Origin of the sequence: Thiocystis minor, assembly GCF_016653465.1 — a bacterium.
GTDB lineage: Bacteria > Pseudomonadota > Gammaproteobacteria > Chromatiales > Chromatiaceae > Chromatium > Chromatium minus.
The window spans coordinates 1-24755 of sequence record NZ_NHSQ01000110.1; the positions used below are offsets into that span (position 1 = coordinate 1).

The 24755-nt window shown below is 60.6% G+C and carries 20 protein-coding genes; 5 read left to right on the plus strand and 15 right to left on the minus strand.

Annotated features, from left to right (window positions below; translation table 11 throughout):
- Positions 1–428: 428 nt before the first annotated feature.
- From hybB to CCR95_RS15435, 3 genes are read right to left on the minus strand one after another with little or no spacing between them, the layout of a single operon-like run.
- Positions 429–1574 carry a Ni/Fe-hydrogenase cytochrome b subunit gene (gene hybB, locus CCR95_RS15425; protein ID WP_201096016.1) on the minus strand — a complete coding sequence of 382 codons (1146 nt, stop codon included), beginning with the start codon at positions 1572–1574 and terminating at the stop codon, positions 429–431.
- Positions 1567–2595, minus strand: coding sequence for a hydrogenase 2 operon protein HybA (hybA, locus tag CCR95_RS15430; protein WP_201096017.1), 1029 nt, complete (start codon positions 2593–2595; stop codon positions 1567–1569). The genes hybB and hybA overlap by 8 nt, the downstream gene beginning before the upstream one ends.
- Positions 2592–3806 carry a hydrogenase small subunit gene (locus tag CCR95_RS15435; protein ID WP_201096018.1) on the minus strand — a complete coding sequence of 405 codons (1215 nt, stop codon included), beginning with the start codon at positions 3804–3806 and terminating at the stop codon, positions 2592–2594. Before CCR95_RS15435 ends, hybA begins: the two co-directional genes overlap by 4 nt.
- A 589-nt stretch (positions 3807–4395) precedes the next feature.
- On the opposite strand from CCR95_RS15435, the gene CCR95_RS15440 reads away from it, so the two are divergent.
- From CCR95_RS15440 to CCR95_RS15450, 3 genes are all read left to right on the plus strand, one after another.
- Positions 4396–5307 carry an ammonia-forming cytochrome c nitrite reductase subunit c552 gene (locus CCR95_RS15440; RefSeq protein ID WP_242523274.1) on the plus strand — a complete coding sequence of 304 codons (912 nt, stop codon included), beginning with the start codon at positions 4396–4398 and terminating at the stop codon, positions 5305–5307.
- On the plus strand, positions 5304–5933 hold the full coding sequence (locus CCR95_RS15445) for a cytochrome b/b6 domain-containing protein (RefSeq protein ID WP_201096020.1): 630 nt from the start codon (positions 5304–5306) through the stop codon (positions 5931–5933). Before CCR95_RS15440 ends, CCR95_RS15445 begins: the two co-directional genes overlap by 4 nt.
- 161 nt (positions 5934–6094) lie before the next feature.
- The gene (locus CCR95_RS15450; RefSeq protein WP_201096021.1) at positions 6095–8290 is read left to right on the plus strand and encodes a multiheme c-type cytochrome; all 2196 of its coding nucleotides are present in this window, start codon (positions 6095–6097) and stop codon (positions 8288–8290) included.
- Between the two features lie 176 nt (positions 8291–8466).
- Here the strand turns inward: CCR95_RS15450 and CCR95_RS15455 are convergent, their stop codons facing one another.
- Positions 8467–8850 (minus strand): hypothetical protein, encoded by a 384-nt coding sequence (locus CCR95_RS15455; RefSeq protein WP_201096022.1) that lies wholly within the window; start codon positions 8848–8850, stop codon positions 8467–8469.
- Positions 8851–8999: 149 nt separating this feature from the next.
- Between CCR95_RS15455 and CCR95_RS15460 the strand changes: the two genes are divergently transcribed.
- On the plus strand, positions 9000–9704 hold the full coding sequence (locus tag CCR95_RS15460) for an ankyrin repeat domain-containing protein (RefSeq protein WP_242523275.1): 705 nt from the start codon (positions 9000–9002) through the stop codon (positions 9702–9704).
- Positions 9701–9988 carry a hypothetical protein gene (locus CCR95_RS15465; RefSeq protein ID WP_201096024.1) on the plus strand — a complete coding sequence of 96 codons (288 nt, stop codon included), beginning with the start codon at positions 9701–9703 and terminating at the stop codon, positions 9986–9988. Before CCR95_RS15460 ends, CCR95_RS15465 begins: the two co-directional genes overlap by 4 nt.
- A 336-nt stretch (positions 9989–10324) precedes the next feature.
- Here the strand turns inward: CCR95_RS15465 and CCR95_RS15470 are convergent, their stop codons facing one another.
- The 11 genes from CCR95_RS15470 to nuoG all read right to left on the minus strand — a co-directional run bounded on the left by CCR95_RS15470 (position 10325) and on the right by nuoG (position 24745).
- Positions 10325–12202: a diguanylate cyclase gene (locus CCR95_RS15470; RefSeq protein WP_201096025.1), complete on the minus strand. Its 1878-nt coding sequence runs from the start codon at positions 12200–12202 to the stop codon at positions 10325–10327.
- A gap of 78 nt (positions 12203–12280) precedes the next feature.
- A complete protein-coding gene (gene bamC, locus CCR95_RS15475; RefSeq protein WP_201096026.1) occupies positions 12281–13447 on the minus strand; it encodes an outer membrane protein assembly factor BamC in 1167 nt (388 codons plus the stop codon).
- 70 nt (positions 13448–13517) lie between these two features.
- Positions 13518–14393: a 4-hydroxy-tetrahydrodipicolinate synthase gene (gene dapA, locus CCR95_RS15480; RefSeq protein ID WP_201096027.1), complete on the minus strand. Its 876-nt coding sequence runs from the start codon at positions 14391–14393 to the stop codon at positions 13518–13520.
- Between the two features lie 91 nt (positions 14394–14484).
- Complete coding sequence (gene nuoN / locus CCR95_RS15485; RefSeq protein WP_201096028.1) at positions 14485–15924, minus strand: NADH-quinone oxidoreductase subunit NuoN; 1440 nt, start codon at positions 15922–15924, stop codon at positions 14485–14487.
- A 42-nt stretch (positions 15925–15966) separates the two neighbouring features.
- A complete protein-coding gene (locus tag CCR95_RS15490; protein ID WP_201096029.1) occupies positions 15967–17562 on the minus strand; it encodes an NADH-quinone oxidoreductase subunit M in 1596 nt (531 codons plus the stop codon).
- 21 nt (positions 17563–17583) lie between these two features.
- On the minus strand, positions 17584–19590 hold the full coding sequence (gene nuoL / locus CCR95_RS15495; RefSeq protein ID WP_201096030.1) for an NADH-quinone oxidoreductase subunit L: 2007 nt from the start codon (positions 19588–19590) through the stop codon (positions 17584–17586).
- Between the two features lie 7 nt (positions 19591–19597).
- Positions 19598–19903 (minus strand): NADH-quinone oxidoreductase subunit NuoK, encoded by a 306-nt coding sequence (gene nuoK, locus CCR95_RS15500; RefSeq protein ID WP_014780145.1) that lies wholly within the window; start codon positions 19901–19903, stop codon positions 19598–19600.
- Positions 19900–20559, minus strand: coding sequence for an NADH-quinone oxidoreductase subunit J (locus tag CCR95_RS15505; protein ID WP_201096031.1), 660 nt, complete (start codon positions 20557–20559; stop codon positions 19900–19902). Before CCR95_RS15505 ends, nuoK begins: the two co-directional genes overlap by 4 nt.
- A 198-nt stretch (positions 20560–20757) precedes the next feature.
- Positions 20758–21249 (minus strand): NADH-quinone oxidoreductase subunit NuoI, encoded by a 492-nt coding sequence (gene nuoI / locus CCR95_RS15510; RefSeq protein WP_420825664.1) that lies wholly within the window; start codon positions 21247–21249, stop codon positions 20758–20760.
- 14 nt (positions 21250–21263) lie between these two features.
- Positions 21264–22298 (minus strand): NADH-quinone oxidoreductase subunit NuoH, encoded by a 1035-nt coding sequence (gene nuoH / locus CCR95_RS15515; RefSeq protein WP_201096032.1) that lies wholly within the window; start codon positions 22296–22298, stop codon positions 21264–21266.
- Between the two features lie 20 nt (positions 22299–22318).
- On the minus strand, positions 22319–24745 hold the full coding sequence (gene nuoG, locus CCR95_RS15520; RefSeq protein WP_201096033.1) for an NADH-quinone oxidoreductase subunit NuoG: 2427 nt from the start codon (positions 24743–24745) through the stop codon (positions 22319–22321).
- Positions 24746–24755: the final 10 nt, after the last annotated feature.

Here is a 24755-nt window from a genome sequence, read left to right on the forward strand (position 1 = left end):
CCCGGCTTGAAGACGATCTGGCTGGGCATGCAGCGCATCATGGATTTCGCGGCTGGAATCAAATATGCCAAATATGCCAAATATGCCAGGGAGATGCCGGACACGTAAAGTTGTGTGTAATGGGATGGTCTCAATGCCGCGCCACATCTGTCCGCTCGACCAGGCGTCGACGACCTTGCCATCCTTGATATCGCAATCGATGCGCAAATGACCCTCGATGCGGGTGACTGGATCCACACAAATACGTTTGCTCGACATCTTACCCGCGCTCCTGTCATCTATTGAAACCACGCCCCGCGACCGCTTGCCTGCAAGAGGTTCGTCTGGGGAGCAGTTAAAACAAAACCATCATTCATAAAACTGAAATCGCGTCTGGCGAAACGACGGTTGACTCGGACAGGGCCGAGCCAACCCGACCACCGCGCCCGTCATGCCGGATGCGGTCGATGCATCGCCAGAATCGGTGTCTTCTTGACGAAGAAGAGATAGGCCATGACCTCGATCGCCACGATGCCCAGGGTGATCAGCATCTCGCCCACGCCGGGGAAATAATGCCAACCCGCCCCAGGGTTATAGGCGATCATGAAGGCGTCGAAGCGATAGAGCGCCCCGGCCAGCACCACGGCGAGCGCGCTCCAGAACAGGACCGTGGGACGCTCGCGCAGCTTCCGGTTGAGCAGCGTGACGATGGCAAAGAGAAAGAGCGCCATTTCGGCCGCGAACAGGAAGGGCTCCGGCCCCGGCCGAGTCAGTGCCACGAGATTTCCCGTCATCGCGAGATCGCCGATCCGTAGAACCAGATAGAGGATCAACAGCCAGGGAATGACGGCGCCAATTCGGGACAGCATGTCGGTTTCGAGTTCGCGCTTGAGATTGACCGAGGCATAGAGCGACTCGAAGACCACCATGCCATAGCCCATGGCGATGGCCGTGATTAGGAACAACAGCGGAATGATGTTGGTCAGCCAGAGCGGATGAACTTTATAGCCCGCGATGATCAAGAGCGAGCCGAGAGACGACTGGTGCATCGTCGGCAGCAGAATGCCCAATCCAATGAAAAAGAAGAGGACATGGCGCAGTTGACGTAGCAGCCGATTGGCTTTCATTGCCTCCAGGATCGCTGGTGAGAATTCGATCCAGAGCACGAGCGTATAGAGCGTCACGCAGAGGGCGACTTCGAGCATCACGGAATTAAGGTTCGCGTATTGCGGCAGAAAAACGTTGTAGAGCTGCCAGTAGCGACCGACATCAATGACGATCGAGATGCCCGCGAGCGTATAGCCAAAGACGCTGGTCAGTAGCGCGACGCGGATGATCGGATGGAACTGACCGCGATTGAACACATAAACCAGCAGGGCCATCGCGTAACCGCCGCAGGCAATGGCCGTTCCCGTCACCACGTCATAGGTGATCCACATACCCCAGGGATAGCCATCGCTGAGGTGGGAGACATCGCCGATGCCAAAGATGAACCGGCGGATGATGAAGTAACCGGCAATCAGCGCCAGAAAGCCCATGAAATAGAACTGTCTGGTCAAGAGCCGGCCGCCGACGGGCCGATAAACCTCAGTCATGGCCGCGCCCCTCCCCATCTTGCGGGCGATCCTGGTCCCCGGACGTTTCTTCCCGATCCTCATGGGTATGGCGATAGGCGGCATAGACCAGTCCGCCCAAGAGGACGGTTGGCGCCATCATGCCGTGATAGAGCGTGTGCTGGATGGTCTCCGAGAGTTGGGCGCGCGATTCGTCGCCCAGCGCCGGGAGGCCCAGTTTCTCGAAGGGCACCGCTGCCATTAGCAGGGATTGAGTCCCGCCGGTTTCGGTTTCGCCATAAATTTTCGGGTAATAGGTGGCGACCTCGGCGGTCCGGGTCTCGCCGCCGTCCAGTCGGCGGACCGGATATTCCTGCCGTTCGCTCGGCTGGAAGGTCAGGCGGCGATGGCCTTCGTTCAACAGGTCGGACACGCGCCCGAAGAGACTGGCGCCGGTCGGACAGGCATCGCAGCAGGCCGGAATATCCCCTTCGGCCAGGCGCTCGGAACACATCTCGCATTTGACGATCTTCGGAAATGCCTTGTCATATTCGAACTTCGGAATGTTGAACGGACAGGCAAGCTGACAGTAACGGCAGCCGATACAAGCTTCGGGGTTGTAGGTCACCGCGCCGGTGACCGGATCCTTGGTCAGTGCGCTGACCGGACAGGCCGAGACGCAATTGGGATCGACGCAATGCATGCAGTTGCGCTTGACGAAGCTGTAGCCATCCAGTTCGCGATCCTTCACCTCGGCCGTGCCGTTGGCGTAGATCTTGATCTTATTCAGGTTTTGGCTGTTGAGATCGTTACCGGAATCCCAGAGACCGCTGACGCCATGCGCCTGTTCGAGCGGGGTGTCATGGGACATCGGCATCGCGTTGGCCGCCTTGCACTCGACTTCGCACACCTTGCAACCGATGCAGAGCGTCGCGTCATAGAGAATCCCGACGGCATCGGGCGACAGTTCCTTGGGCGGTCGCGCCTGGGCCGTTGGAGCGGTCAATGCCGTCGCGGCACCAGCGAACACGACCTTGAAAAAATCACGACGATCGATGTTCATTGGTTTACCTCCTCTTCCGTCTTCGAAGCGGCCGAGGTTGCGGTCTCGGCCTCAAGCTGTTTGAGCTGTTTGTGCGCGCCCACGGCGTACACCACGGCCCCGCCGCCAATGGCGCCAGCGACCGCCGCCGCGCCGACAGTGACGCCACCCGCGTGCTCGGTGAAGATCTCCGGGAACAGCGAGGACGGGGTGACCGACTCGACATCCGACTGTTCGTGCAATGCCTTGTGGAAACCGACGCCCTGCTCGGCGCAGCCGAAACAGGGGTGGCCGATCCCGACCGGCCAGGTATTGGCGCCGACATCGCCGAACTCGATGGCGGGACAATTAGCATAGGTCTCTGGCCCCTTGCACCCGAGCTTGTAGAGACACCAGCCCTGACGATGGCCCTCGTCGCCGAACTGTTCGGCAAACCGGGCGGCGTCGAAATGCGGCCGGCGTTCGCAGTTGTCGTGGATCAGGCGCCCATAGGCGAAGGTCGGGCGACCCTTGGCGTCGACCTCGGGCAGTTTCTTAAGGGTCAGGTAATAGAGCACCGTCGACAGCAGGTTGTAGGGCGAGGCGGGACAGCCGGGCAGATTGATGACGGGCAGCGCGGTGCCGTCGGCCTTGACGATGCCTTCGCGCGTCAGGGCTTCCTGCAGGCCGACCGCCTCGGTGGGATTCGGCGCCGCGCTCTGGACCCCGCCCCAGGAGGCGCAGGAACCAATCGCGACCGCCGCCGCGGCGTGCGGCGCGATTTCGTGCAACAACTGCTGCGGCGTCTTGCGCCCAATCTTGCAGTAGATGCCGCCGTCACGCATGGGCACCGAACCCTCGACGACCAGGATGAACTGGCCCTTGTTCTTTTCCAGCGACTCGTGTAGCGCCTGTTCGGCCTGATGGCCGGCGGCAGCCATCAGGGTTTCCGAATAATCCAGCGAAATCAGATCGAGGATCAACGTCTCGACGGCGGGATGCGTGGCGCGCAGCAGGGATTCGGTACAGCCCGTGCACTCCTGAAAATGTAGCCAAATCACTGTGGGACGCGCCTGGCTCTGCTCCAGGGCCGCCAGCACTTGACCGGACATGCCGAATGGCAGCCCCATGGCCGCGGTGATCCCAAGGGTGAATTTGAGGAATCCGCGCCGACTGATCCCCCGGATATCCAGTTGATCCGCCAGATAAGGGCCCATCGCCGTTTCATTCGGAAAAGTGTCAACGTCTTTCATGGATACCGCCTTGCCGCCAGGAGCGCCGTCTGGATTCCGAGGGTCAATCCACTGCGGATCGACACCGTGCCTATTCTCAAAGTTCGTAATAATATTCTTATGTACTAGAATAGTTATAAGCCCAATTTCTTAAATTGTCTAATCGGAGACGATTCAATGTGTGAGCTTGGTCAATGGAGTGGCTTGACGGGCGGGGATGGACGAAAACCGAATGAAATACTGCGGATAAAGACCGAATAAAACGCTGATCTATTTAACCAGATTTATTGATCGACCCTGATTGACATCGATTGACATTGATTTCTTGATGGTCCATCAATGATGATTGTCACTGCATCCCTTGGGTCTCCGTGCTGAATTGAGCGGCGAACCGAGAGCAACGAGCCTGACACGTTTGATTGACGGGGCCTTGCGATGCGGTTGGTCCGGCTGCCAGACTGACCGGGACGCCAACCGACCGGGCTTTCCGCGGTCGTGAACCCGATGTACAACTTGCGGTGACTAACCTGCGATGACGAACCTGTCCGCGAATCCAACCAACCCGCGCGATCCCCACCGCCACCCCAGAGCGGGATCGTTTCCGACCATCATGGCTTTGAGCGGAACGCTGTTACTGACGCTCATGACTATGGCGCCTCCCGCCACGCCCGCGGCGCCGGCGACAGACAACAAATCCTGTCTGCGTTGTCACGCCATGGCGACACTGGCCTATCGCGATCCCGGCACGGGCGAGATTGTCGATCTGGCGATCGAGCCGCATGCGCTGTCGCATTCGGTTCACGGAGAACTCGACTGCATCGATTGCCATGAGGGTGAGTTTGACCGCTATCCGCACCCGTCGGACGCCGCGAACGAGACACTCTCCTGTCTCGGCTGTCATGAGAAAGACGATACGGAGGACAATATCGCGCGGTACCAGTCGATCGATGCCGAATATGCCGAGAGCGTCCACGCCACCTCGGATGCACCCGAGGTCGAGGGGTTCAGTTGCCATTCCTGTCACGATCCGCATGGCTTCCGCGCCTCGCAGGTCGGCGAGAAGATCGCCGCCATCGTCCGCGACGGCAACCAGGTCTGTTTGTCCTGCCACGAAAAGCTACGCGACCCCTTCAGCCCCCATCACGCCTGGCTGCCTAACCGGGAAAAACATTGGGACGCGGTGCGTTGCCTCGACTGTCACACCCCGCTATCTGACACTGAACAGAAGGTCTCCCACCGGATTCTGCCACCGGAAGAGAGCAACCGGGATTGCGTCAACTGTCACTCCAAGGAACCCAGTCTGTTGAACAGACTCTATCAATATCGGTCGGAAGAAGATCTGGCGACCAAGGGCTGGCTCAACAAGGCGGTCTTCAACGACGCCTATGTGGTCGGCATGAGCCGGAACGCCACGCTCGACCTCCTTGGCCTGATCGTCATCGGTCTAACGCTGCTGGTGCTTGCCGCGCATGGCTACGGGCGTTACAAAGCCTACCAACGGACCAAAGGGGATCCGAAATGAACGCGCTTTATCTCTACTCAGGTTGGGTGCGCGCCTGGCATTGGCTCAATGCGCTGCTGTTTCTGGTGCTGATCCTGTCCGGAGCCAGCATGCATTTTGCCGGAACCGGATGGCTGCTGAATTTCGAGATCGCACGCCCGATCCATAATGTCGCCGGCATTCTTGTGACCATCGGCTGGATCGGCTTTGTCATCGGCAACCTGGTCACCGACAACGGCCGCCATTATCGGGTGCACTTGCGCGGCTTTTTCCAGCGATTGTTCTCGCAGATGCGCTACTACGGCTACGGGATCTTTCAAAACGAACCGCATCCCTTTCATCCGAGCGCCGAGATGAAGCTCAACACGCTGCAACAACTCAGCTATCTGGGCGTCATGTATCTGCTGATGCCCGTGCTGATCCTGAGCGGCTGGGCCTTCCTGTTTTCGATCTATCTCCCGGAGACGCTGTTCGGTCTCGGGAGCGTCTGGGTCGTGGCCATGACGCATCTGACGGTCGCCTATTTCCTGGCGCTGTTCGTTCTGGTGCATCTCTATATCATCACCACGGGCGATACCCTGTCCTCGAACCTGCGCGCGATGATCACGGGCTGGCACCGGGAGACGCACCCAGAGTCACAGGGATAAGGCGATTTCCGGAAATGAGTCTCCCAACTCCGAATGGCTGCAAGTCTTGTAGGGGCGATTTAAATTGCCCCTACACCCCGCGTATCCGCGCACCCAACGCGGCGAATAAATTCGCCCCTTGTACTTCCTTTTTTGGATAACCCCAAGGGTTACGACTGACTATGAATCCCATCGCTCTGAAACCGCTCTCCCCGACCGCTAAACGTCGGCTCATCGTCACCGCGCTCGTCCTGATCGGACTGACGCTCGCCTACAAGGTGCTCTATCCGCTCGCCTTCGAGTCCTATGTCGGCAAGACCAACGCCCCGCTGACCTATGCCAGCAGCACGCAATTGACCAAGACGGAATTCGAGGCGCTGGCCCAGGAACTCAGCACGGACGCGCGCCAGCGCAAGGCGGCGGCCATCGTCGACACCGATCAGGAGCCGTTCGCGCGTCAGGTCAAGATCGAGATGCTGATGAACACGGAGTCCTTCATCCGCGACACCGAGCCATCGCATATCAAGTATTTTCGCGAAGCCGGCATCCATCATTACGAAGGCCCGCAAACCTGTCTGCATTGTCATGCCACGATCCAGGTCACGCACGGCGACGGAACCGTCAAAACGGTCGACACGCTCGGCGACATCGTCAATTCGGTGCATTTCAAGTTTCAAAGCGAATCGGGCGGTTTTTCCACCTATGGCTATGACGGGCGCCAGGTCAACAGCGGCGCGCACAAGATACCGGTCGGCAAGATCAACCGCGCCTGCGGCATTCCGGGGAGTTTCACCTGGACGGGCTGGGCCGCGCTGGTCGAGAGCCGCCCGGAGCATGGCGAAGGCGAAGTGACGATGCGCAGCGAGGGCTGCGGTCAATGTCATATCGGCGGCAACTATCAGCCCGCGACCGAAAAGATGATGCCGATCGGCGATGTCCCTTCCGAAGCCAAGGACGGCATCGACTGCCTGATCTGCCATTCCACCGCTTACGACATGAATCAGCGTCATGTGATCCAGGACGCGAAGGGGCTGCGCTGGAATCAGGATCGCAGTCTGCGCGCCGCGCTGACCGTCGGGCCGATCAACTCCGAGACCTGTCTGCGTTGCCATCAGCACAACATGGGCGGCGACGCCTACCGGCACAATGCCGCCGCGCAGGCGCTGGGGCATGTCAATCAGCGCATCCTCCATCGAGGCGCGAAACGCGGCAATCCGTTCAGCCCGCACGATGACACCCATGCAGCATCGGGTATCCAGTGTACCGACTGCCACGTCCCCGAAGGCCACAAGATCCCCCGCGGACGCAAGGGCGTGGATCTGGTCGCCAACGACATCCCAACCAAGGACGTCACCTGCGAGAGCTGCCACACCCAGGCGCCGCACAACCAGTCCGAGCACAAGGCGCTGCTCAACGGCCATATCGCGCGGCTGGCCTGCGAAACCTGCCACATCAAGGAACTGGAAGCCGAGAACGTCGTGCTGCGCGATTGGGTGCATCCGACCTGGGATCCCGAGGAAGGCCTGTTCGAGCCGACCGACATCTATCGGTCGGGCAAACCCGGCAAGGGTTTCACCTTCCTCTGGTTCAACGGCAACGGGACGTTTCTGGCCAACGCGCTCGGCAACAATCCGAACGGCTCGGAGGTTTACAATCCGCTGATGCAGCAGGTGGCGCGACTCGACGACCCCGAGATCATCGAAGCAGTGAGAGCGAAGGCCATCGAACTTAAACAGCAGTACCCGGACATCGATGTCGATGCCTATGTCCGGATGGCGACCGATCCACTCTCCCAGTTGTCCCCGGACATGCTCGCCAAGCGCGAGGCCATGATCCAGAAGAACCTGCGCGCCGCGATGAACCAGGGCGAAAGCCGGATCTATCCGTTCAAACTCTTCAACGCCATGATGTTCGAGGACATGACGAACCAAGGGCCGTTTGGGGCCATGATCCTGCCGTTCGACTACGCCAGCTATTACGAAACCGGCGACACGCCAGCATCCGTCAAGAAAGCCATTTCCGATCCTATCGTACAGCGCATGTATCAGGAGCCGTTCAAGCTCTACATGATGGACGAGTTCATGTCCTATTTCGGCATCACCGAGGGCTGGAAAACGGTCTATCCGCTGGTCGACGGGCGGCTGGAGAATGTCGAACCGCACTGGATGCGACAGATGGGCACGCTGATGGTCAACCACGGCATCCAGGGCAAGGGCCGCGATTGCATCGAGTGTCACTCGCCGGATGGCATCATGGACTTCAGACAACTCGGGTATACGCCGGAGCGCGTGGCCGAACTGCAGGATCTCGACATCATCGAAAAACTTGAGGAACGGCCTGCCAGCGCGGAGGCTCGGGAAAAAACCGTCCAGCAATGATGTCCCGAATCGCTGAAACCGACGGCCAAGTCGCCCGCAACCGGGATCCTACGGGGCGCGTAGGAGCCCGGTTGCGGGCGACGCCGATCAGGGGGAGGTTGTTGATGAACGGCTCCTAAGGCGCGTGGCGCCGATCGTCATCGAGTCGCCGCAAGGCCACGGCGACTCGATGACGATCACTCTGGACGCGGTTTCGGCAGAACGATCATCCGTTCCACGTCCGCGAGACGAATCTCCCGCCCATCGATGGTTTGGAAACGCCGCCCCTCCACACTCCCCCTTCGCACCTCGAAAGCTGTGATCTGACCGGTATTGGCGTTGACGACCTGGACCAGAACCACCTCGCGCGCATGGCGCCATCCCGTATACAGATGCAAAGCGCTGCCAAGGACCATCAAGGCCAGAACCGCCGACACGGCGAGCTGCATCAACCCGGGCGGCAACAGCGGCGGCCTTGGCGGCTCCAGACCTCGGGCAACCCGGTCGGACCGGATACGCGCGCGGATGACGCCATAGGCACCGAGGATCACGGCGGCGGTCAAGAGTAGTTTCCAGATCATGGCATGTACGATAACACGGCAAATCGACAGAAGCAGGCGACTTGGCGATGCGCATCCCGATCAGTTGCAACTGACCGACGCACGGCCTTAACATCAGACTTGTTGCCAAGGTCAGCCGCGAACGCAATCATCCGAACATGTATCGCCTAATGCCTGCCGCGCTCCTGTTGATGGCCTTGGCGCTTGCCGGTTGCCAGGAACCAAGCCGCCCCACCATGAGCATGGATCGCGCCGTGAGCAGCAGCGATCTGGATCAGCTCAAGCGGCATCTGTATTGGAAATCGAATGTCAATCTCGCGGACATCAACGGCGATTTTCCGCTCCATGTCGCGGCGCGAAATGGCCGCGTGACGATCGCCCGCGAACTCGTCACCCATGGCGCGGATCCCGGCGTGTTGAACCGCCATGGCAAAACGCCGCTTGAGGTCGCGCTGGCGAACGGCAAGACCCAAGTCGCGCAGATGCTGATTGAGCACGGTGCGCCCTTGAATCCGCAAGACATGCTCCCGCGGCTGACGCGCGAAGGGATCGCGGATCGGGATGTCTTTGAATTTCTGTTGCGGCGCGGCGCGGATATCGATTTACCCGATGCACGAGGCGAGACGCCGCTGCATACCGCCATCTCTGAGGGTCACCTTGGAACTGTTTCGCGATTGATCGGATACGGTGCCAATGTCAACCAGGCGGATGCCAAAGGCCGTTTACCCTTGGAAATCGCCCAGTCGCAGGGCAAGGGACCGAACTCAACCAATATCGTCGACATCTTGATCCGTAACGGCGCCCGCGCCACCACCCGCACCGGAATCACTCCCGGCCCAAACCAGTCACTCAAGACCCAGGGGCAGCAAGAATGAGCGAGAAGCTCGAAGACCTGACCGTCAGCTATTCGGAGGACGGCATCGAGACCACCAAGGAACTGGGGAAGGTGATTCTCTCCAAGGGTAGCTGGACCACCATCATCTTCCGCTATCAGGATTGGGATCGGGCCAAGGAGGATTACGGTCCCGAGAAATACACCATTCGACGTTATCAAAAACGCAATGGCGAGTATCGACAGCAATCGAAGTTTAATATTTCCAGCCGCGCGCAGGCTAAATCACTGATCGACGCACTGCAAGGCTGGCTGGTGGAAGAGTGAACCTGAATAGAGCGGTCAGCAGCCAGCTTTTGGAAATTACCCAATTAGCCATTGGGCAAGACCTACCGAGGTTCACCCATTGGATGAACGTCTCAATCAGCGAAAACTTCGACAAATCAACGGCTGGAGGCTGGTTGCTGGCGGCTGACTGCTCTTTCTAGTGCAACTGTGCGAAAGTCTCAAGACCGTCTCAGGTCGTTGTCGTTGTCGTTGTCGTTGTCGTTGTCGATTATTCGCCATGTCGAGGCCACGACATCGACATCGACATCGGACGCCAAGTCGCTGATTCTCAAAAGCTGGCGACTGGCGGTTGGAAGCTGACCGCTCTTTTTAGGGTTATGCATCCTGGCTGGGTGTCCCTTGATAGACAACCCGATCCCGACCCTGCGCCTTGGCGGCATAGAGCCGCTCATCGGCTTGCATGATGAGTGTGTCGATGCCCCCGTCCGGCGCGAGATCGCAGCTATTGGCGACACCCGCGCTGAAGGTGACGCTCAATGGCGTTCCATGGAAGTCGAACACCTGATGCTTCAGGCTCTCCCGCAGTCTGGCGAGCATGGTTTCGATCTTGCGCTGGTGGCTGTCGGTGACCACGACGATGAATTCCTCGCCGCCATAGCGTCCCACCAGATCATAAGGGCGGACGCTCTTGCCAAGCAGGGCCGCGAATTCCCTGAGCACCAGATCCCCGGCCGGATGGCCATGGGTATCGTTGATCTTTTTGAAATAATCCAGATCGATGAGGGCAATGGCGAAGCAATGCGCTTCGCGGGTGAATTCAGTCATGAGCGCACCGAGCCGCTCAAGCATGTAGCGTCGATTGTAGAGACCGGTCAGTTCGTCATGGATGGACACCCGGTACAGTTCGGCCTCGGCGCGTTTGCGGGCGGTGATGTCAATGATGAGCCCCTCGATCATCCAGACATGGCGCTTGCCATGATCATGGACAAAGACGCCCTGTTCGAAGACCCACTTTTCCTGCTGATCAGCGGTGATGATCCGGTACTCCAGCGCGGCGGGTCGGTCGGCGTCCCTGGCCTCCTGCCAGATCGTCCAGACCCGCTCGCGGTCCTGCGGGGCGATCAGATCATTATAGGCAATGACGCGATTGTGCAGCAGATCCTCACTGCGGTAGCCGGTTAGTTGCAGACAGCCCGCGGAGATGAATTCCATTGTCCAGTCATGGTCATAGCGGCAGCGATAGGCGACCCCCGGCAGGTTGGCGATCAGCACGGACTTACTGCGCTCGCTCTCGCTCAAGGCGTCATTGATTTTCCTGAGCCGCAGATTCCAGTAGAAGGAGACGCCGATCAGCGCGGCCAGCGTCCCGGCGATCCGCAGAATGAATCCGTAATCCATCGGTTTGACGATGGTGATATTGACGTGCCGGTTGACGATCTCCTCGCGCTCGCGCGCACTGATGGTGGCGATTCCCTGATTGAGGATGTCGCGCAGCAGGGGTTCGCTTTTCAGCACGCCCATACGCAGTCGATTCACATATTGCTCGGGCGCCTGTCCGGCGATTTTGAGGTTGAACAGACCTTCCTTGCGAATGGTGTAGGCGGCGACGGTCAGCGAGCGCAGCGTGAGATCCGCCGCACGGTTCGAGACAGCCTGGAAGGCGTCGTTTTCGGTCGGCACCAGGAGGATGGTCAGATTGGGGAAGTCGCGACGGATGCGTTCCTCTATCGAAGTGCCGCTTGGCAGAACGATGATGGCATCGCTCAACTGAGTGGCGTCCGCGATGAAGGGATGTTCTTCGCGGGTAATGAAGACGCTGGGATCGATGAGCAGCGACTCGGTGAAGGTCAGCCATTCCTCGCGCGCGGGGGTTCGATTCAAAAAAGGGAGAATCAGAACGTTTCCAGCCTTGGACAGTTCGACCGCCGCATCCCAGTCCCGCGCAATGATCGGGGTGGTATCGATCCCCAGCCGTCGGGCGACGAGATCGACCAGATCGATGGCGATGCCGGCGATGTTGCCGCTTTCGTCCAGGTGCTCGAACGGCGCCCAGTCCGGATCCGGAGCCAGTGTGATGGGGCCGAGTCCCCGCAGATAGGCCGTTTCTTCCGCAGTGAGTGCGACCGACGGCCCCATTGCTTGAGCGATCGGCGCGACGAGGAGCAGTAACAGCAGCAGGTGCGCGTGGCTCAAGGCGACCACCATCCAAGGCGCGCGTAGCAACGATGCCGTCAGAGGAATCAATGGACGCAAGCGTCACATCCTGGTCGATACCCTGGTGTCGCGGATCTCATCGCATCCGGACACCAACGACCGTTCACGAGAAGAGCCTTAACGCATCTGCTCCTGCATCAGCGTGAGAATCCGCCGACCGCTTTCGGATTGATCTGGCTTCCCGGTCGAGTCAAGCACAGTGACTCGCGATTCGGTGTCGTTGCCGACTACCTGAATCCGATACTGCTTGACGGGATCGATTTCGTTCTTGCGCCAGAACGCGAGACGCGAGCCAAAGCCTGGTTTCTTTCCGTCCGCCTGCTCCGCAGCGTCCTTGCCCGCATAACGCACATAGAAGAGACCGCCACTCTGGTCGCGGTCCTCGACCGCAAAGCCCGCTCGATCCAGGGTGGATCCGGTCAGACGCCATGCCCGACGGAACTCTTCCGGAATCAGCAGGACTTGAGCACCGCCTTCGGTCACCAGCCGCGACCTTGGTCCCTGGACTGGAGCGCCGGAAGGATCCGCGGTCACGGTCGCGCTTTCTTTTGCCGCGCCCATGAAGACCATCAGACGACGAAGCATCTCGGCTTCCTTAGCCGAATCGGTGCCGCTCGGCTCCCAGATGGTCCGGCTTCCATCGCCAATGGCGTTGGTCACCAGTTTTTCTTCCATCCCCCGGTGGGTCAGATGAATATCCGTGGTTCCCGCGCTCGCCCCCTCTTCGATGCGCAAACTGTATTGATCGCGGGTTGAAGTCGCGTAGACGCCTTCAATCAACTTTCCCGCCATTCGCGTCAAAAAGTCCTGCCGGATTTCCGCACGATTATCGAGCCAGTCGGTTCGCATCACACCCACGGCGGGATTCTGTTCCGCCAGCAGAATGCCCTGCTCGCGCCAGAAGTCGATCACTTTGGGCCAAACCTGCTGAGGGGGCGCTTGGACCGCTAGCCAGCGCTCATTGCCGGTGCGCTTGAGTTCGATGTTCGATACCGCGGGCAGGACTTCGCCATTCGAGGCGACCTGCTGACGTTGCGCGCGACTTCCGGTGTACTCCGAGAACGTCGCGGCTCCGCCACCGGAAGGGATATCCAATGCGTCGTCGAAGTGACTGCTCGTGAGATCCGGCGGAATCTCAAGATTCAGGCCCGCATCGCGCTGCTTCTTGTAGACAAGCCGCTGATCCGGGATCGCCTCGTCGAGACCGAGCGAGCTACAGCCAATCAGTTGGGAAAGTACGATCGACAGGGTAATCGCACCGACAAGCTTAAAACCTGATCTCAATGTCTGGAACTCTCGGTCAGTGTGGTCATCCTGTGACGACGCGGTGTGAAGACGCTGGACTGTGGATGCCTCAAACGAGGCCGGCCAGTTCCATGGCATGGCGGACACGCGCATGATATTCCTCGGAAAGCCAGGTGAGTGGCAGACGAATCCCCCGCGCGCAAAGCCCCATTTCGGCGGCCGCCCATTTGACGGGGATTGGATTGGACTGCACGAACAACTCATGATGCAACGCATCGAGCGGCTGGTTGAGTGCATGCGCCCCTTCGCGATCGCCGCTCAAGGCGGCCTCGCACATGGATTGCATCTGGCGGGGCGCCAGGTTGGAGGTAACCGAGATGACGCCATCTCCGCCCAGCAGCATAAATTCGCAGCCGCTCGCGTCATCGCCGCTGTAAAGCAAAAAATCGTCCCCGCAATCCTGACGCAACCGGGCGATCCGCGCGAGATCCCCGGTGGCTTCCTTCACGCCGATGATGTTCTCGATCGGCGCCAGCCGGGCAACCGTCTCGGGGAGCATGTCGCAGGCGGTGCGCCCCGGCACGTTGTAGAGAATCTGCGGAAGATCCACCGCCTCGGCCACGGCCTTGTAATGCAGGTAAAGACCTTCCTGGGTCGGCTTGTTGTAATACGGCGTGACCAGCAGAGCGGCGGCTGCGCCAACATCCCGAGCGCAGCGGGTCAGGGTGATGGCCTCGCGGGTCGAATTCGCGCCGGTGCCCGCGATCACTGGAATTCGGCCGGCCGCGAAGTCCACCGTGCGACGGATCACCTCGCAATGTTCGTCTTCGTCCAGGGTTGCCGACTCGCCGGTCGTGCCGACCGCGACGATGGCCGTGGTTCCGCCAGCGACATGGAAATCGACCAGACGTTTCAGACTGGCATCATCGATCCCGCCATCCGAATGCATGGGCGTTATAAGCGCAACGATGCTGCCGCGAAACATGCTTCAACTCCACTCGACCAGACCATGAGATGCAGGCTGGCATGGTAGCTTGCGCGACCCTGTCGAGACAACCGCCGAACGCCATCGGTCGTCAGACAAAGGCGGCCTGGCAGAGCGACAGCAGCGCCGCGGGGAACAGACCGAGCGCGAGCAAGGACAGGCCGTTGAGCGTCATGGCCGCCCGCACGCCACCCGTCGTGACCAGTACGGGGGCGTTTGGCGCCGGACGGTCGAAATAGATGAACTTGACCACGCGCAGATAGTAGAAGGCGCCGATGATGGAAAAGGCCACGGCCACCAGGGCCAGCCAGACCAGATCGAGGCGGATCACGGACTCCAGCACCAGCAGTTTGGCCATGAAGCCGACTGTCGGCGGAACCCCGGCCATGGAAAACATGACGATCGCCATCATGGCCGCGTACCAGGGATCCCGATCATTGAGCCCCTTGAGGTCGTCCAGATTCTCGGCATCGAAACCCTCGCGGCTCAGAATGAGCAAAATCCCGAAGGCGCCGGCGGCCATGACCGCGTAGACGATGGCGTAGAACATGGCGGACGCATAGCCTTGGGCGGAGCCGGCGAGCAGACCGAGAAAGATGAAGCCAACATGCGAGATGGTCGAATAGGCCAGCATGCGCTTGATGTTCGTTTGCGCGATGGCGACTAGATTGCCCAGTCCCATCGAGAGGACGGCCAGGATGATCAGCATCCCCTGCCAATCGGCCAACAGACCCTGCAGGCCATCCGCCAGCATACGGATCGCCAGCGCGAAGGCGGCAATCTTCGGGGCGCTGCCAAGAATCAGCACGGCGGGCGTCGGCGCGCCCTCGTAGATATCCGGCACCCACATGTGGAACGGCACGGCGCCGAATTTGAAGCCGATGCCGATCACCAGAAAGGCGATCCCAAACACCAGTACCTTGTTCGACATGCCCTGCTCGGCGACGGCTTGTGCCACCGGGCCGAATTCGATGGATCCGGTCGCGCCATAGATCATCGAGATGCCGTAGAGCAGCATGCCGGAGCCCAAAGCGCCCAGCACGAAATACTTCATGGCGGCCTCGGCGCCCGTCTTCGAGTCGCGGTCGAAGGCGACCAGCGCGTAGAGACAGAGTGCCTGAAGTTCGAGCCCGAGATAGATGGTCAGGAAACTGTTGGCTGACACCATGATCAGCATCCCGAGGACCGCCAGCAGACCGAGGACATAGAATTCCCCGACCAGCATGCCGCGATCCTTGAGCCAGGGGCGCGCATAGATAAAAGCAAAGAGACTGACCAGCAGGATCGCCCCCTTGAGCAGGTCGCTCATGGCGTCCCGGACCAGATTCCCGTCGAAAAAGATCTCGCGTTCGCCGCCGCCGACGGCGCCGGTGAGCGCGATCGCGACCACCAAACCGAGCAAGCTCAGGGTGTGATTGAAACCCTTGTCCTTTTCCTTCAGATAGAGATCGACCACGAGCACCACGCAGGCGGTGATCAGGAGGGCGATCTCCGGCAGGATGGGCAGCAGATTGGCGGCGTCAAATGGCATGTGGTTATTCCAATTCTAATGTGTCATCAGTCGGTGCCGGGGTTAGTGCGTCGCCGCCACGGGTCTGCCGTTCAGTTCGGCGATCGGCTCGGGCCGCGCCAGGACGCAATCGGCGCTCTCGGCGGCAGGCAGCTTGCAGACGCTGACCTGAGTGACCAGATTCTCGACCGTCGCATGCATGACGTTCATCAGCGGCGCGGGCCACAGACCCAGCGCCAGCACGGCGGCGGCAAGCGCGCCCAGGTTGAAGGTCTCGCGGGCGTTCAGATCCTGCAGGACCGCCACTTTCTCGTTCTTGACCTCGCCGAAGACCACCCGCTTGACCATCCAGAGGGTAAAGGCCGCCGCCAGGATCAGCGTGGTCGCGGCCAGCACCGCCCACCAGAAGTCGGCGCGGAAGGTGGCCAGGATGACCATGAACTCGCCGACAAACCCGGAGGTGCCCGGCAGACCGGCGTTGGACATGGCGAAAAAGACCATGAAGGCGCCGAACCAGGGCATGGTGTTGACCACGCCGCCGTAGTCCGCGATCTCGCGCGAATGGACCCGGTCATAGAGCACGCCCACGCAGAGGAAGAGCGCGCCGGAGATGAAGCCGTGCGAGATCATCTGCACCATGCCGCCCTCGATCCCCATCACCGAGCCAGAGGACAGCGCCGGGTTCTGGATGATGCTGAAGACGATGAAGAAACCGAGCGTCACGAAGCCCATGTGCGCAATCGACGAATAGGCGATCAGCTTCTTCATGTCCTGCTGTACCAGGGCGACAAAGCCGATGTAGAGGATGGCGATCAGCGACAGCGCAATGATCAACCAGGCCAGCGAGGCGCTGGCGTCCGGCGTGATCGGCATGGAGAAGCGCAGGAAACCGTAGCCGCCGATCTTCAGCATGATCGCCGCCAGGATCACCGAGCCGCCGGTCGGCGCCTCGACATGAGCGTCCGGCAGCCAAGTATGGACCGGGAACATCGGCACCTTGACCGCGAAGGCGAGCAGGAAGGCGATGAAAATCAGAATCTGCGCGGTCATGCCGAGTTGCAGTCCCTGGAAGTCCAGGATGCTGAAACTGCCGGACTGGAAATACATGTAGATCAGCGCGACCAGCATGAAGACCGAGCCGAAGAAGGTATAGAGGAAGAACTTGATGGTCGCGTAGACCCGATTCGGTCCGCCCCAGACCCCGATGATGAGGAACATCGGGATCAGCATCGCCTCCCAGAAGACATAGAAGAGGATGGCGTCCAGCGCCGCGAAGACACCGACCATGATGCCGTTCATGATCAGGAAGGCCGCCATGTACTGCGACGGCTTGTAGGTGATGACCTCCCAGCCCGCGACGATCACAAAGATGGTGATGAAGGTCGTGAGGATGATCAGGGGCATGGAGATGCCGTCGACGCCCAGGAAATACTCGATGTTGAAGGTCGGAATCCAGGCCGAGCGTTCGACGAACTGCATCTGGGCCGTGCTCGAATCGAAACCGATCCAGAGTCCGAGGCTGACCAGAAAGGTCAGCACGGCGAAGGTCAGCGCGATCCATTTGGAGAGATTCGCGGATTTGTCGCCGCTCGCCAGTACCGCCACGCCGCCGATGATCGGCAGCCAGATGACCAGTGTCAGCAGGGGGAACTCATTCATTCAGGGTGTCTCCCTTGCGCGTCAGAGCGTCACGAAAAGCGTCAGAAGGCCAACCAGCCCGACGATCATCGCAATGGCGTAATGGTAGAGGAAGCCGGTTTGCAGATGGCGCGCCGACTGGGCCATCCGGGCGACCCACTGGGCCGAACCGTTGACGATCGCCCCGTCGATCACCGCGCGATCCCCCGTCATCCAGAGCGCCCGGCCCAGGTTGCGACTCCCTCCGGCGAAGACCCGCTGATTGAAGTCGTCGAAGCCGTATTTGTCCTGCAGGATTCGGGTGACAGGTCCGCCCAACGCCTGCAACTGCTCGTCGATCCGTGGTTTGAACGCAAAGACACCCCACCAGATGACGGCCGCCAGCCCCAGCCCGGTCATGGCCAGGAAGAAGGGCAGCGCGGTGAGACCATGCTGGACGAAGGCCGCCTGACCGTGCCAGTGCTCGCGCAGATGGTGAAGCGTATCGTGCTCGTGAGCGACCACGATGGGGCTCCAGTCGCCAGAGGTGAACCAATCGGCGACCAGCAGCGGCTCGACGGTGTACCAGCCGATAAAGACCGACGGGATCGCGAGCAGCACCAGCGGGACCGTCACCACCCAGGGCGTTTCATGCACATGATGCTTGGTGTGTTCGTCCATGCGCTCCTTGCCATGAAAGACCAGGAAGTACATACGGAAGCTGTAGAGCGCGGTGATCAGCACGCCGACGGTGAGCAGGACCGAGGCATAGCCGGCGCCGAAGAGTTGCGAGGCGCCCACGGCCTCGATGATCGCATCCTTGGAAAAAAAGCCCGAAAAGCCGGGAAAGCCGATCAACGCCAACGAACCCAGCAGCGCCGTCACCCAGGTGATCGGCATGTATTTGCTTAAGCCCCCCATGTGACGGATATCCTGCTTGTGGTGCAGCGCGATGATCACCGAACCCGCTGCCAGGAACAGCAGCGCCTTGAAAAAGGCATGAGTCATCAGGTGGAAGATACCCGCCGCGTAGGCAGAGGCGCCGAGCGCCGTGACCATGTAACCGAGCTGGGACAGGGTCGAATAGGCGACTACCCGCTTGATGTCGTTCTGGACCAGTCCGATCAGGCCCATGAAGAAGGCCGTGGTCGCGCCGATGATCAGCACGAAGCTCAGCGCTGCCTCGGAGAGTTCGTAGAGCGGCGACATGCGCGCCACCATGAAAACGCCGGCGGTGACCATGGTTGCGGCATGGATCAGGGCCGAGATCGGGGTCGGGCCTTCCATCGAGTCCGGCAGCCAGACATGCAGCGGAACCTGGGCCGACTTGCCCATGGCGCCGATGAACAGCAGCACGCAGATCAAGGTCATGAGCGACACGCCGCCGAAGAGCGCGACCTGCGTGTCGGCAAATTCCGGTGCCCGCGCGAAAACTTCCGCGTAATCCATCGAATTGAAATACATCCCGACCGCGGCGATGCCGAGAATGAACCCAAAGTCACCCACCCGATTGACCAGAAACGCCTTCAGGTTGGCGAAGATGGCGCTTTCGCGGGTCGACCAGAAGCCGATCAGCAGATAGGAGACCAGACCCACCGCTTCCCAGCCGAAGAACAACTGCATGAAGTTGTTCGACATCACCAGCATCAGCATCGAGAAGGTGAAGAGCGAGATATAGCTGAAGAAACGCTGATAGCTGTTCTTGCCGGTCAGTGCGCCATGGGGCCAGTTGTGCTCGTCATCGGCCATGTAGCCGATGGTGTAGATGTGTACCATCAGCGAGACGAAGCTCACCGTGGCCATCATCAGAACCGTGAGCTTGTCGACCAAGAAGCCCACCTCGAAGCGGATACCGTCCGAGACCATCCAGGTATAGACGGTGTCGTTGAACACCGGCTGATCGTTCCAGATGAAGCGCGACAGCACCCAGAGCGAGAGTCCGGTGGAGATGCCCACGCCGGCGATCGTCACCGAATGCGAGGCGCGCCGCCCGATCTTACCGCCGAGGAAACCGGCAACGATGGCGCCCAGGAGTGGCGCGAGCACAATGGTCAGGTAGACGTTTTCCATCTCTTCATCACCCCTTCAGCGAATCCAGATCCTCGACATTGATGGTCTGTCGATTGCGGAATAAAACGACCAGAATCGCCAAGCCGATGGCGGCCTCGGCCGCGGCAACGGTCAGGATGAAGAAGACGAAGACCTGTCCGGTCATGTCGCCGAGAAAATGCGCGAAGGCGACGAAGTTCATGTTGACCGCCAGCAGCATCAGCTCGATGCACATCAGGAGCAGGATGACGTTCTTACGATTCAGAAAAATCCCGGCGACGGCGATGGAGAAGAGAAAGCCGCCGAGGATCAGATAGTCGGAGAGTGCGATCATTCGGTCTCTTCCTTATCCTGAGAGTGGCCGCCCGCCAAGGCTGGCATCGGAACCCGGTCTTCCGTGGCCATCTTGACGATTCGAATCCGGTCCGGTCCCTTCCTGACGCTGACCTGGCGGGACGGGTCGATATATTTGGTGTCGGGCCGATGACGGAGCGTGAGCCGGATGGCGGCGACAATGGCGACCAGTAGAATCACCGAGGCGATCTCGACCGGATAGAGATACACCGTGTAGAGCAGCAGTCCGAGTTCGCGGGTATTGCTGACATCCGCGCTCAGTGGCGCGGGCGCTGGGAAGGCCTCCAGGCCGAAATTCGCCGGCCCCACGACCAGAAACATCTCGATGGCCATCACCACGGTCACCAGGGCGCCCAGCGGCAGATAGCGGATGAACCCCGCCCGCAGGGTCGCGATGTCCACATCGAGCATCATGACGACGAACAGGAACAGCACCATGACCGCGCCGACATAGACCAGGATCAGCACGATGCCCAGGAATTCGGCCTCCAGCAGTACCCAGAGCGCCGCGCTTGTGACAAAGGCCAATACCAGAAAGAGCACCGCATGGACCGGGTTGCGCCGGGTGATCACCATCCCCGCGGCCCATAGGGTGATGAGCGCGAAGACATAAAAGAGAAATTTTTCAAAGCCCATAATTAAACCGCGTCCAGAGCAATATGCTAAGTGATGAGTGAGAACAAACTCACCTGAACCAATGAACGTCACCGCTGACGCGGTTTAAGATTTTGAATGCTTTCCTATTCATCTTTAAACCGCGTCCAGCGGCAACGTCTGGAGTCGTTGCGGAGGTGGAATTCGCTGCATGCATTGCGTTTCGCTCCTGGACGCGGTTTAGCGGTAGGGCGCATCGGCCGCGCGGGCCGCGGCAATCTCGGCCTCGTATTGATCGCCGATGGCGAGCAGTTTGTCCTTGGTCATGATGTGCTCGCCGCGATTCTCGAAGTGATATTCATAGATGCTGGTCTCGACGATGGAGTCGACCGGGCAGGACTCCTCGCAGAATCCGCAGTAAATGCACTTGAAGAGATCGATCTCATAGCGCGTGGTGCGACGCGAACCATCCTCGCGCGGCTCGCACTCGATGGTAATGGCCAGCGCCGGACAGACCGCCTCGCACAGCTTGCAAGCAATGCAGCGTTCTTCGCCGTTCGGATAGCGACGCAGCGCGTGCAGCCCGCGGAAGCGCGGCGAGAGCGGCGCCTTCTCCTCCGGATACTGAACGGTGAATTTGCGCTTGAACAGATAGCCGCCGGTCAGGGAAAGCCCCTTGAACAGCTCGATCATGAACAGGCTCTGGAGATAGTCGCGCGCGGCTTTCAGCATCGGTTGTCTCCGGTTCAAGCGGACCACCAGGGCGGCAGTCGGTAAATCACCGCCAGCGCCACGACTAGGATCCAGACGATCGTGATCGGAATGAACACCTTCCAGCCCAAGCGCATGATCTGATCATAACGGTACCGAGGAAAGGTCGCCCGGAACCACAGAAAGAGGAACATGAAGAAGAAGGTCTTCAGCAGCAGCCAGTGAAAGCCGTCATCCAGCAGAAAGACGCCATCCACCCAGGACTGCGGCAACGGCGACAGCCAGCCGCCCGTAAACAGCAGGGCCGCCAGGGCCGAGACCAGGATCATGTTGGCGTATTCGGCCAGGAAGAAGACCGCAAAGGCCATGCCCGAATATTCCACGTGGAAACCGGCGACGATTTCCGACTCGCCTTCCGCCACGTCGAATGGTGCGCGATTGGTTTCGGCGACTCCGGAGATCAGATAGACCCCAAACAGCGGCAGCAGCGGCAGCCAGAACCAAGTGAGGATATTGCCCGACTGGGCGTTGACGATGTCGCCCAGATTCAGGCTCCCGGCCGCGACCAGTACCCCGACCAGCGCGAACCCCATGGCGATCTCGTAGGCCACGATCTGGGCGGCGGAACGCATGGCGCCGAGCAGCGCGTATTTGGAGTTGGAGGACCAGCCGGCGATGATGATGCCGTACACGCCGAGCGAGGTGAGCGCCAGGATATAGAGCAAACCGGCGTTGATATCCGCCAGCACCAGCCCTTCGTCGAAGGGGAACACCGCCCAAGCGGCCAGCGCCGGAGCGATGGCGATCATGGGCGCCATCAGAAACAGGACTTTATCGGCCTTGGTCGGGATGATGATCTCTTTCATCATCAGCTTGACGGCATCCGCGATCGGTTGCAGCCAGCCACGCCAGCCGACGCGGTTCGGTCCGATACGGACCTGGATGTAGCCGATGACCTTGCGCTCGGCATAGGTGTAATAGGCCACCAGCCCCAGCAGGGGCAGGACGATGGCAGTGATCTTGAGCAGGATCTGGATCACCAGCGGGAGTGCGTTCCAAAGTTCGATCATCGTTGCCTCGTCGCTGCTCGCTAGTGGTCGCCAGTGGTCGGCGGTTCGGTCATGCGCACAAGGCTGACCGCGCCGATCTGATCGCCCAGCCCCGCGCTCCCCTCGACACCGGCGGGAATGCAGGCGCAACCCGGCGGCACCCGCTCGTCGATGAACACGCGCGCCAGCACCTCACGCTCGCTCACGTCGACATCGCTTGGCGCGGGCTGTTTCACCAAGACCAGATCCATGGCGGAGAGCCCCTCGCAGGCGGCCTGATCGGGGTGTAGATAGACACCAAAGGCCGATCCCGGCAGTCGAGTCTGTTGAAGGGCGGGTGCGCGCCGGACCAGCGAGTCGGTAGCATAGATGGGCACGCCGCCGATGCGCGTCAGATCCGCTTGGGCAGGTTGACCGGCCACCTCGAAGTTGCCGCGTGGGGCATTGTCGAACTGGCTGTCGCCACAGAGCGCGGCGAGTTCATCGTGGACCTGAGCGCCGTCACGGTAATCGAAGCCTTTCAGGTCCAGCAGATTGCCGAGCACCCGCAGCACCTTCCAGCCCGGACGCGCCTCGCCCGGCGGCGGCACGACACCCTGAAAGCGCTGCCAGGTTCCGCTGGCATTCACATAGGTTCCCGAGGTTTCGGCGAAGGCACCAATGGGCAGCAGCATATCGGCCGCCGTCTCCAGCGACGGCGAGCGGAAGGCCGAGCAGGCGACCACGAAATCGGCCCTGGCGCAGGCATCCATGGCGCCGGCCGGGTTGCCGAGGTCGAGATCCGGCTCCAAGCCCCAAAGGACCAAGGTCTTGAGCGGAGCGGCCAACATTCCGGCAACGGACAAGCCTGGCTGATCGGTTGGTTTAGCACCCGGCAGGCGATCCGGATGCACTCCAGCTAGATAGGCGCCAACGCTGTTGGCGGAGGCTGGCAGATAGCCCAATCGGCAATGCGCGGCATCGGCGATCGCATGGGCCAGCGCCTTGAGTAGCGAGTAATCCGGATGTGCTGCAGCGAGTGCGCCGAGCAGAATCAGACCTACCCCTTGTTGACCCGCCTGACTCAGGCAGGTCGCGGCGACGGTCTGTTCGTCGGTCGGTTCGCTCGCCGAGATGACATCTCTCAGCACTCCCGAGCCGGACACCCCCAACGCGTTGGCAATTGCGGCCAGATCCGCGATCATCGCCGATGGCGTGCCGACGAACTGACGCGCCGGATGGTTCAGATCCAACCGAACCGGATTGACGCAAACTACTTCAGCGTCAGCCAGAACCGCCTTGCGGACGCGGTGCGCCAGCAGCGGCTGTTCCTGACGAAGATCGCTGCCGATCAGCAGAATGCCCTGCTGAACCTCCAGTTCCGCGATCGGCACGCCCAACCAGGGCAAGAGCGGATCGGCGGCGTCGCCGCTAAAATCCTGCTGACGCAGCCGGTGATCGAGATTCGGGCAACCCAGATCGCGCGCGATACGCTGGGCCAGATAGAATTCTTCCAGGGTCGCATTGGGGGCCATGAGCCAGCCCATGTCGGCGGCCCCGGCGGATTTGAGCCGCTCGGCGACCAGGGTCAGCGCATCCGACCAATCGACCTCGCGCCAGACCCCATCCTGTTTGAGCATGGGGGCCGTCAGCCGGTCGTCGCCATTGAGTCCGGCATAGCTGTAACGGTCACGATCCGAGATCCAGGTCTCGTTGACCGCCTCGTTCTCGTTCGGGTGCACGCGCATGACCCGCTGGCCGCGCACATGCAGACGCAGATTCGAGCCGACGCCATCGTGCGGCGCGATACTGTTGGCGCCGGTCAACTCCCAGGCGCGGGCGGTGAATCGATAGGGCTTCGAGGTCAGCGCGCCCACCGGGCACAGATCGATGACATTACCCGAGAGTTCGTGACTGACGGCGTGGGCAATGAAGGTGCCGATCCGCATGTCCTCGCCCCGACCGGTCGCGCCCAGTTCGCGGACACCGGCAATCTCGGCGCAAAAGCGCACGCAGCGCGTGCATTGAATGCAGCGCGTCATGTCGGTCGCGATCAGCGGCCCCAGATCCTCGTCCTTGACCACCCGCTTGCACTCGGTGAACCGGGAGACATCGTCGCCATAACCCATGGCGACATCCTGCAACTCGCACTCCCCGCCCTGATCGCAGATCGGGCAATCCAACGGGTGATTGATCAGCAGGAACTCCATCGTGCCCTGTTGGGCCTCGATCGCCTTGGGCGAGCGCGTCCAGACCTTCATGCCATTGCCGACTGGCGTCGCGCAGGCGGGCACCGGCTTGGGGAAAGGTCGACCGCCCTGCTCCGCCTCGACCAGACACATCCGGCAATTCGCGGCGATGGACAGCTTTTTGTGATAACAGAACCGGGGAATGGAGACGCCCACGCGGTCGGCGACCGCGATGATCATCTCGCCCGGCGCCGCTTCGCAGGCGCGACCGTCGATCTCGATGGTGATCTTATCCGTCATGAGAGTGTCT

Coding starts and splice junctions, on each gene's coding strand:
- hybB (WP_201096016.1), bottom strand. CDS start 1,574: ATGACTGAGGTTTATCGGCCCGTCGGCGGCCGGCTCTTGACCAGACAG.
- hybA (WP_201096017.1), bottom strand. CDS start 2,595: ATGAACATCGATCGTCGTGATTTTTTCAAGGTCGTGTTCGCTGGTGCC.
- CCR95_RS15435 (WP_201096018.1), bottom strand. CDS start 3,806: ATGAAAGACGTTGACACTTTTCCGAATGAAACGGCGATGGGCCCTTAT.
- CCR95_RS15440 (WP_242523274.1), top strand. CDS start 4,396: ATGGCTTTGAGCGGAACGCTGTTACTGACGCTCATGACTATGGCGCCT.
- CCR95_RS15445 (WP_201096020.1), top strand. CDS start 5,304: ATGAACGCGCTTTATCTCTACTCAGGTTGGGTGCGCGCCTGGCATTGG.
- CCR95_RS15450 (WP_201096021.1), top strand. CDS start 6,095: ATGAATCCCATCGCTCTGAAACCGCTCTCCCCGACCGCTAAACGTCGG.
- CCR95_RS15455 (WP_201096022.1), bottom strand. CDS start 8,850: ATGATCTGGAAACTACTCTTGACCGCCGCCGTGATCCTCGGTGCCTAT.
- CCR95_RS15460 (WP_242523275.1), top strand. CDS start 9,000: ATGCCTGCCGCGCTCCTGTTGATGGCCTTGGCGCTTGCCGGTTGCCAG.
- CCR95_RS15465 (WP_201096024.1), top strand. CDS start 9,701: ATGAGCGAGAAGCTCGAAGACCTGACCGTCAGCTATTCGGAGGACGGC.
- dapA (WP_201096027.1), bottom strand. CDS start 14,393: ATGTTTCGCGGCAGCATCGTTGCGCTTATAACGCCCATGCATTCGGAT.
- nuoN (WP_201096028.1), bottom strand. CDS start 15,924: ATGCCATTTGACGCCGCCAATCTGCTGCCCATCCTGCCGGAGATCGCC.
- CCR95_RS15490 (WP_201096029.1), bottom strand. CDS start 17,562: ATGAATGAGTTCCCCCTGCTGACACTGGTCATCTGGCTGCCGATCATC.
- nuoL (WP_201096030.1), bottom strand. CDS start 19,590: ATGGAAAACGTCTACCTGACCATTGTGCTCGCGCCACTCCTGGGCGCC.
- nuoK (WP_014780145.1), bottom strand. CDS start 19,903: ATGATCGCACTCTCCGACTATCTGATCCTCGGCGGCTTTCTCTTCTCC.
- CCR95_RS15505 (WP_201096031.1), bottom strand. CDS start 20,559: ATGGGCTTTGAAAAATTTCTCTTTTATGTCTTCGCGCTCATCACCCTA.
- nuoI (WP_420825664.1), bottom strand. CDS start 21,249: ATGCTGAAAGCCGCGCGCGACTATCTCCAGAGCCTGTTCATGATCGAG.
- nuoH (WP_201096032.1), bottom strand. CDS start 22,298: ATGATCGAACTTTGGAACGCACTCCCGCTGGTGATCCAGATCCTGCTC.
- nuoG (WP_201096033.1), bottom strand. CDS start 24,745: ATGACGGATAAGATCACCATCGAGATCGACGGTCGCGCCTGCGAAGCG.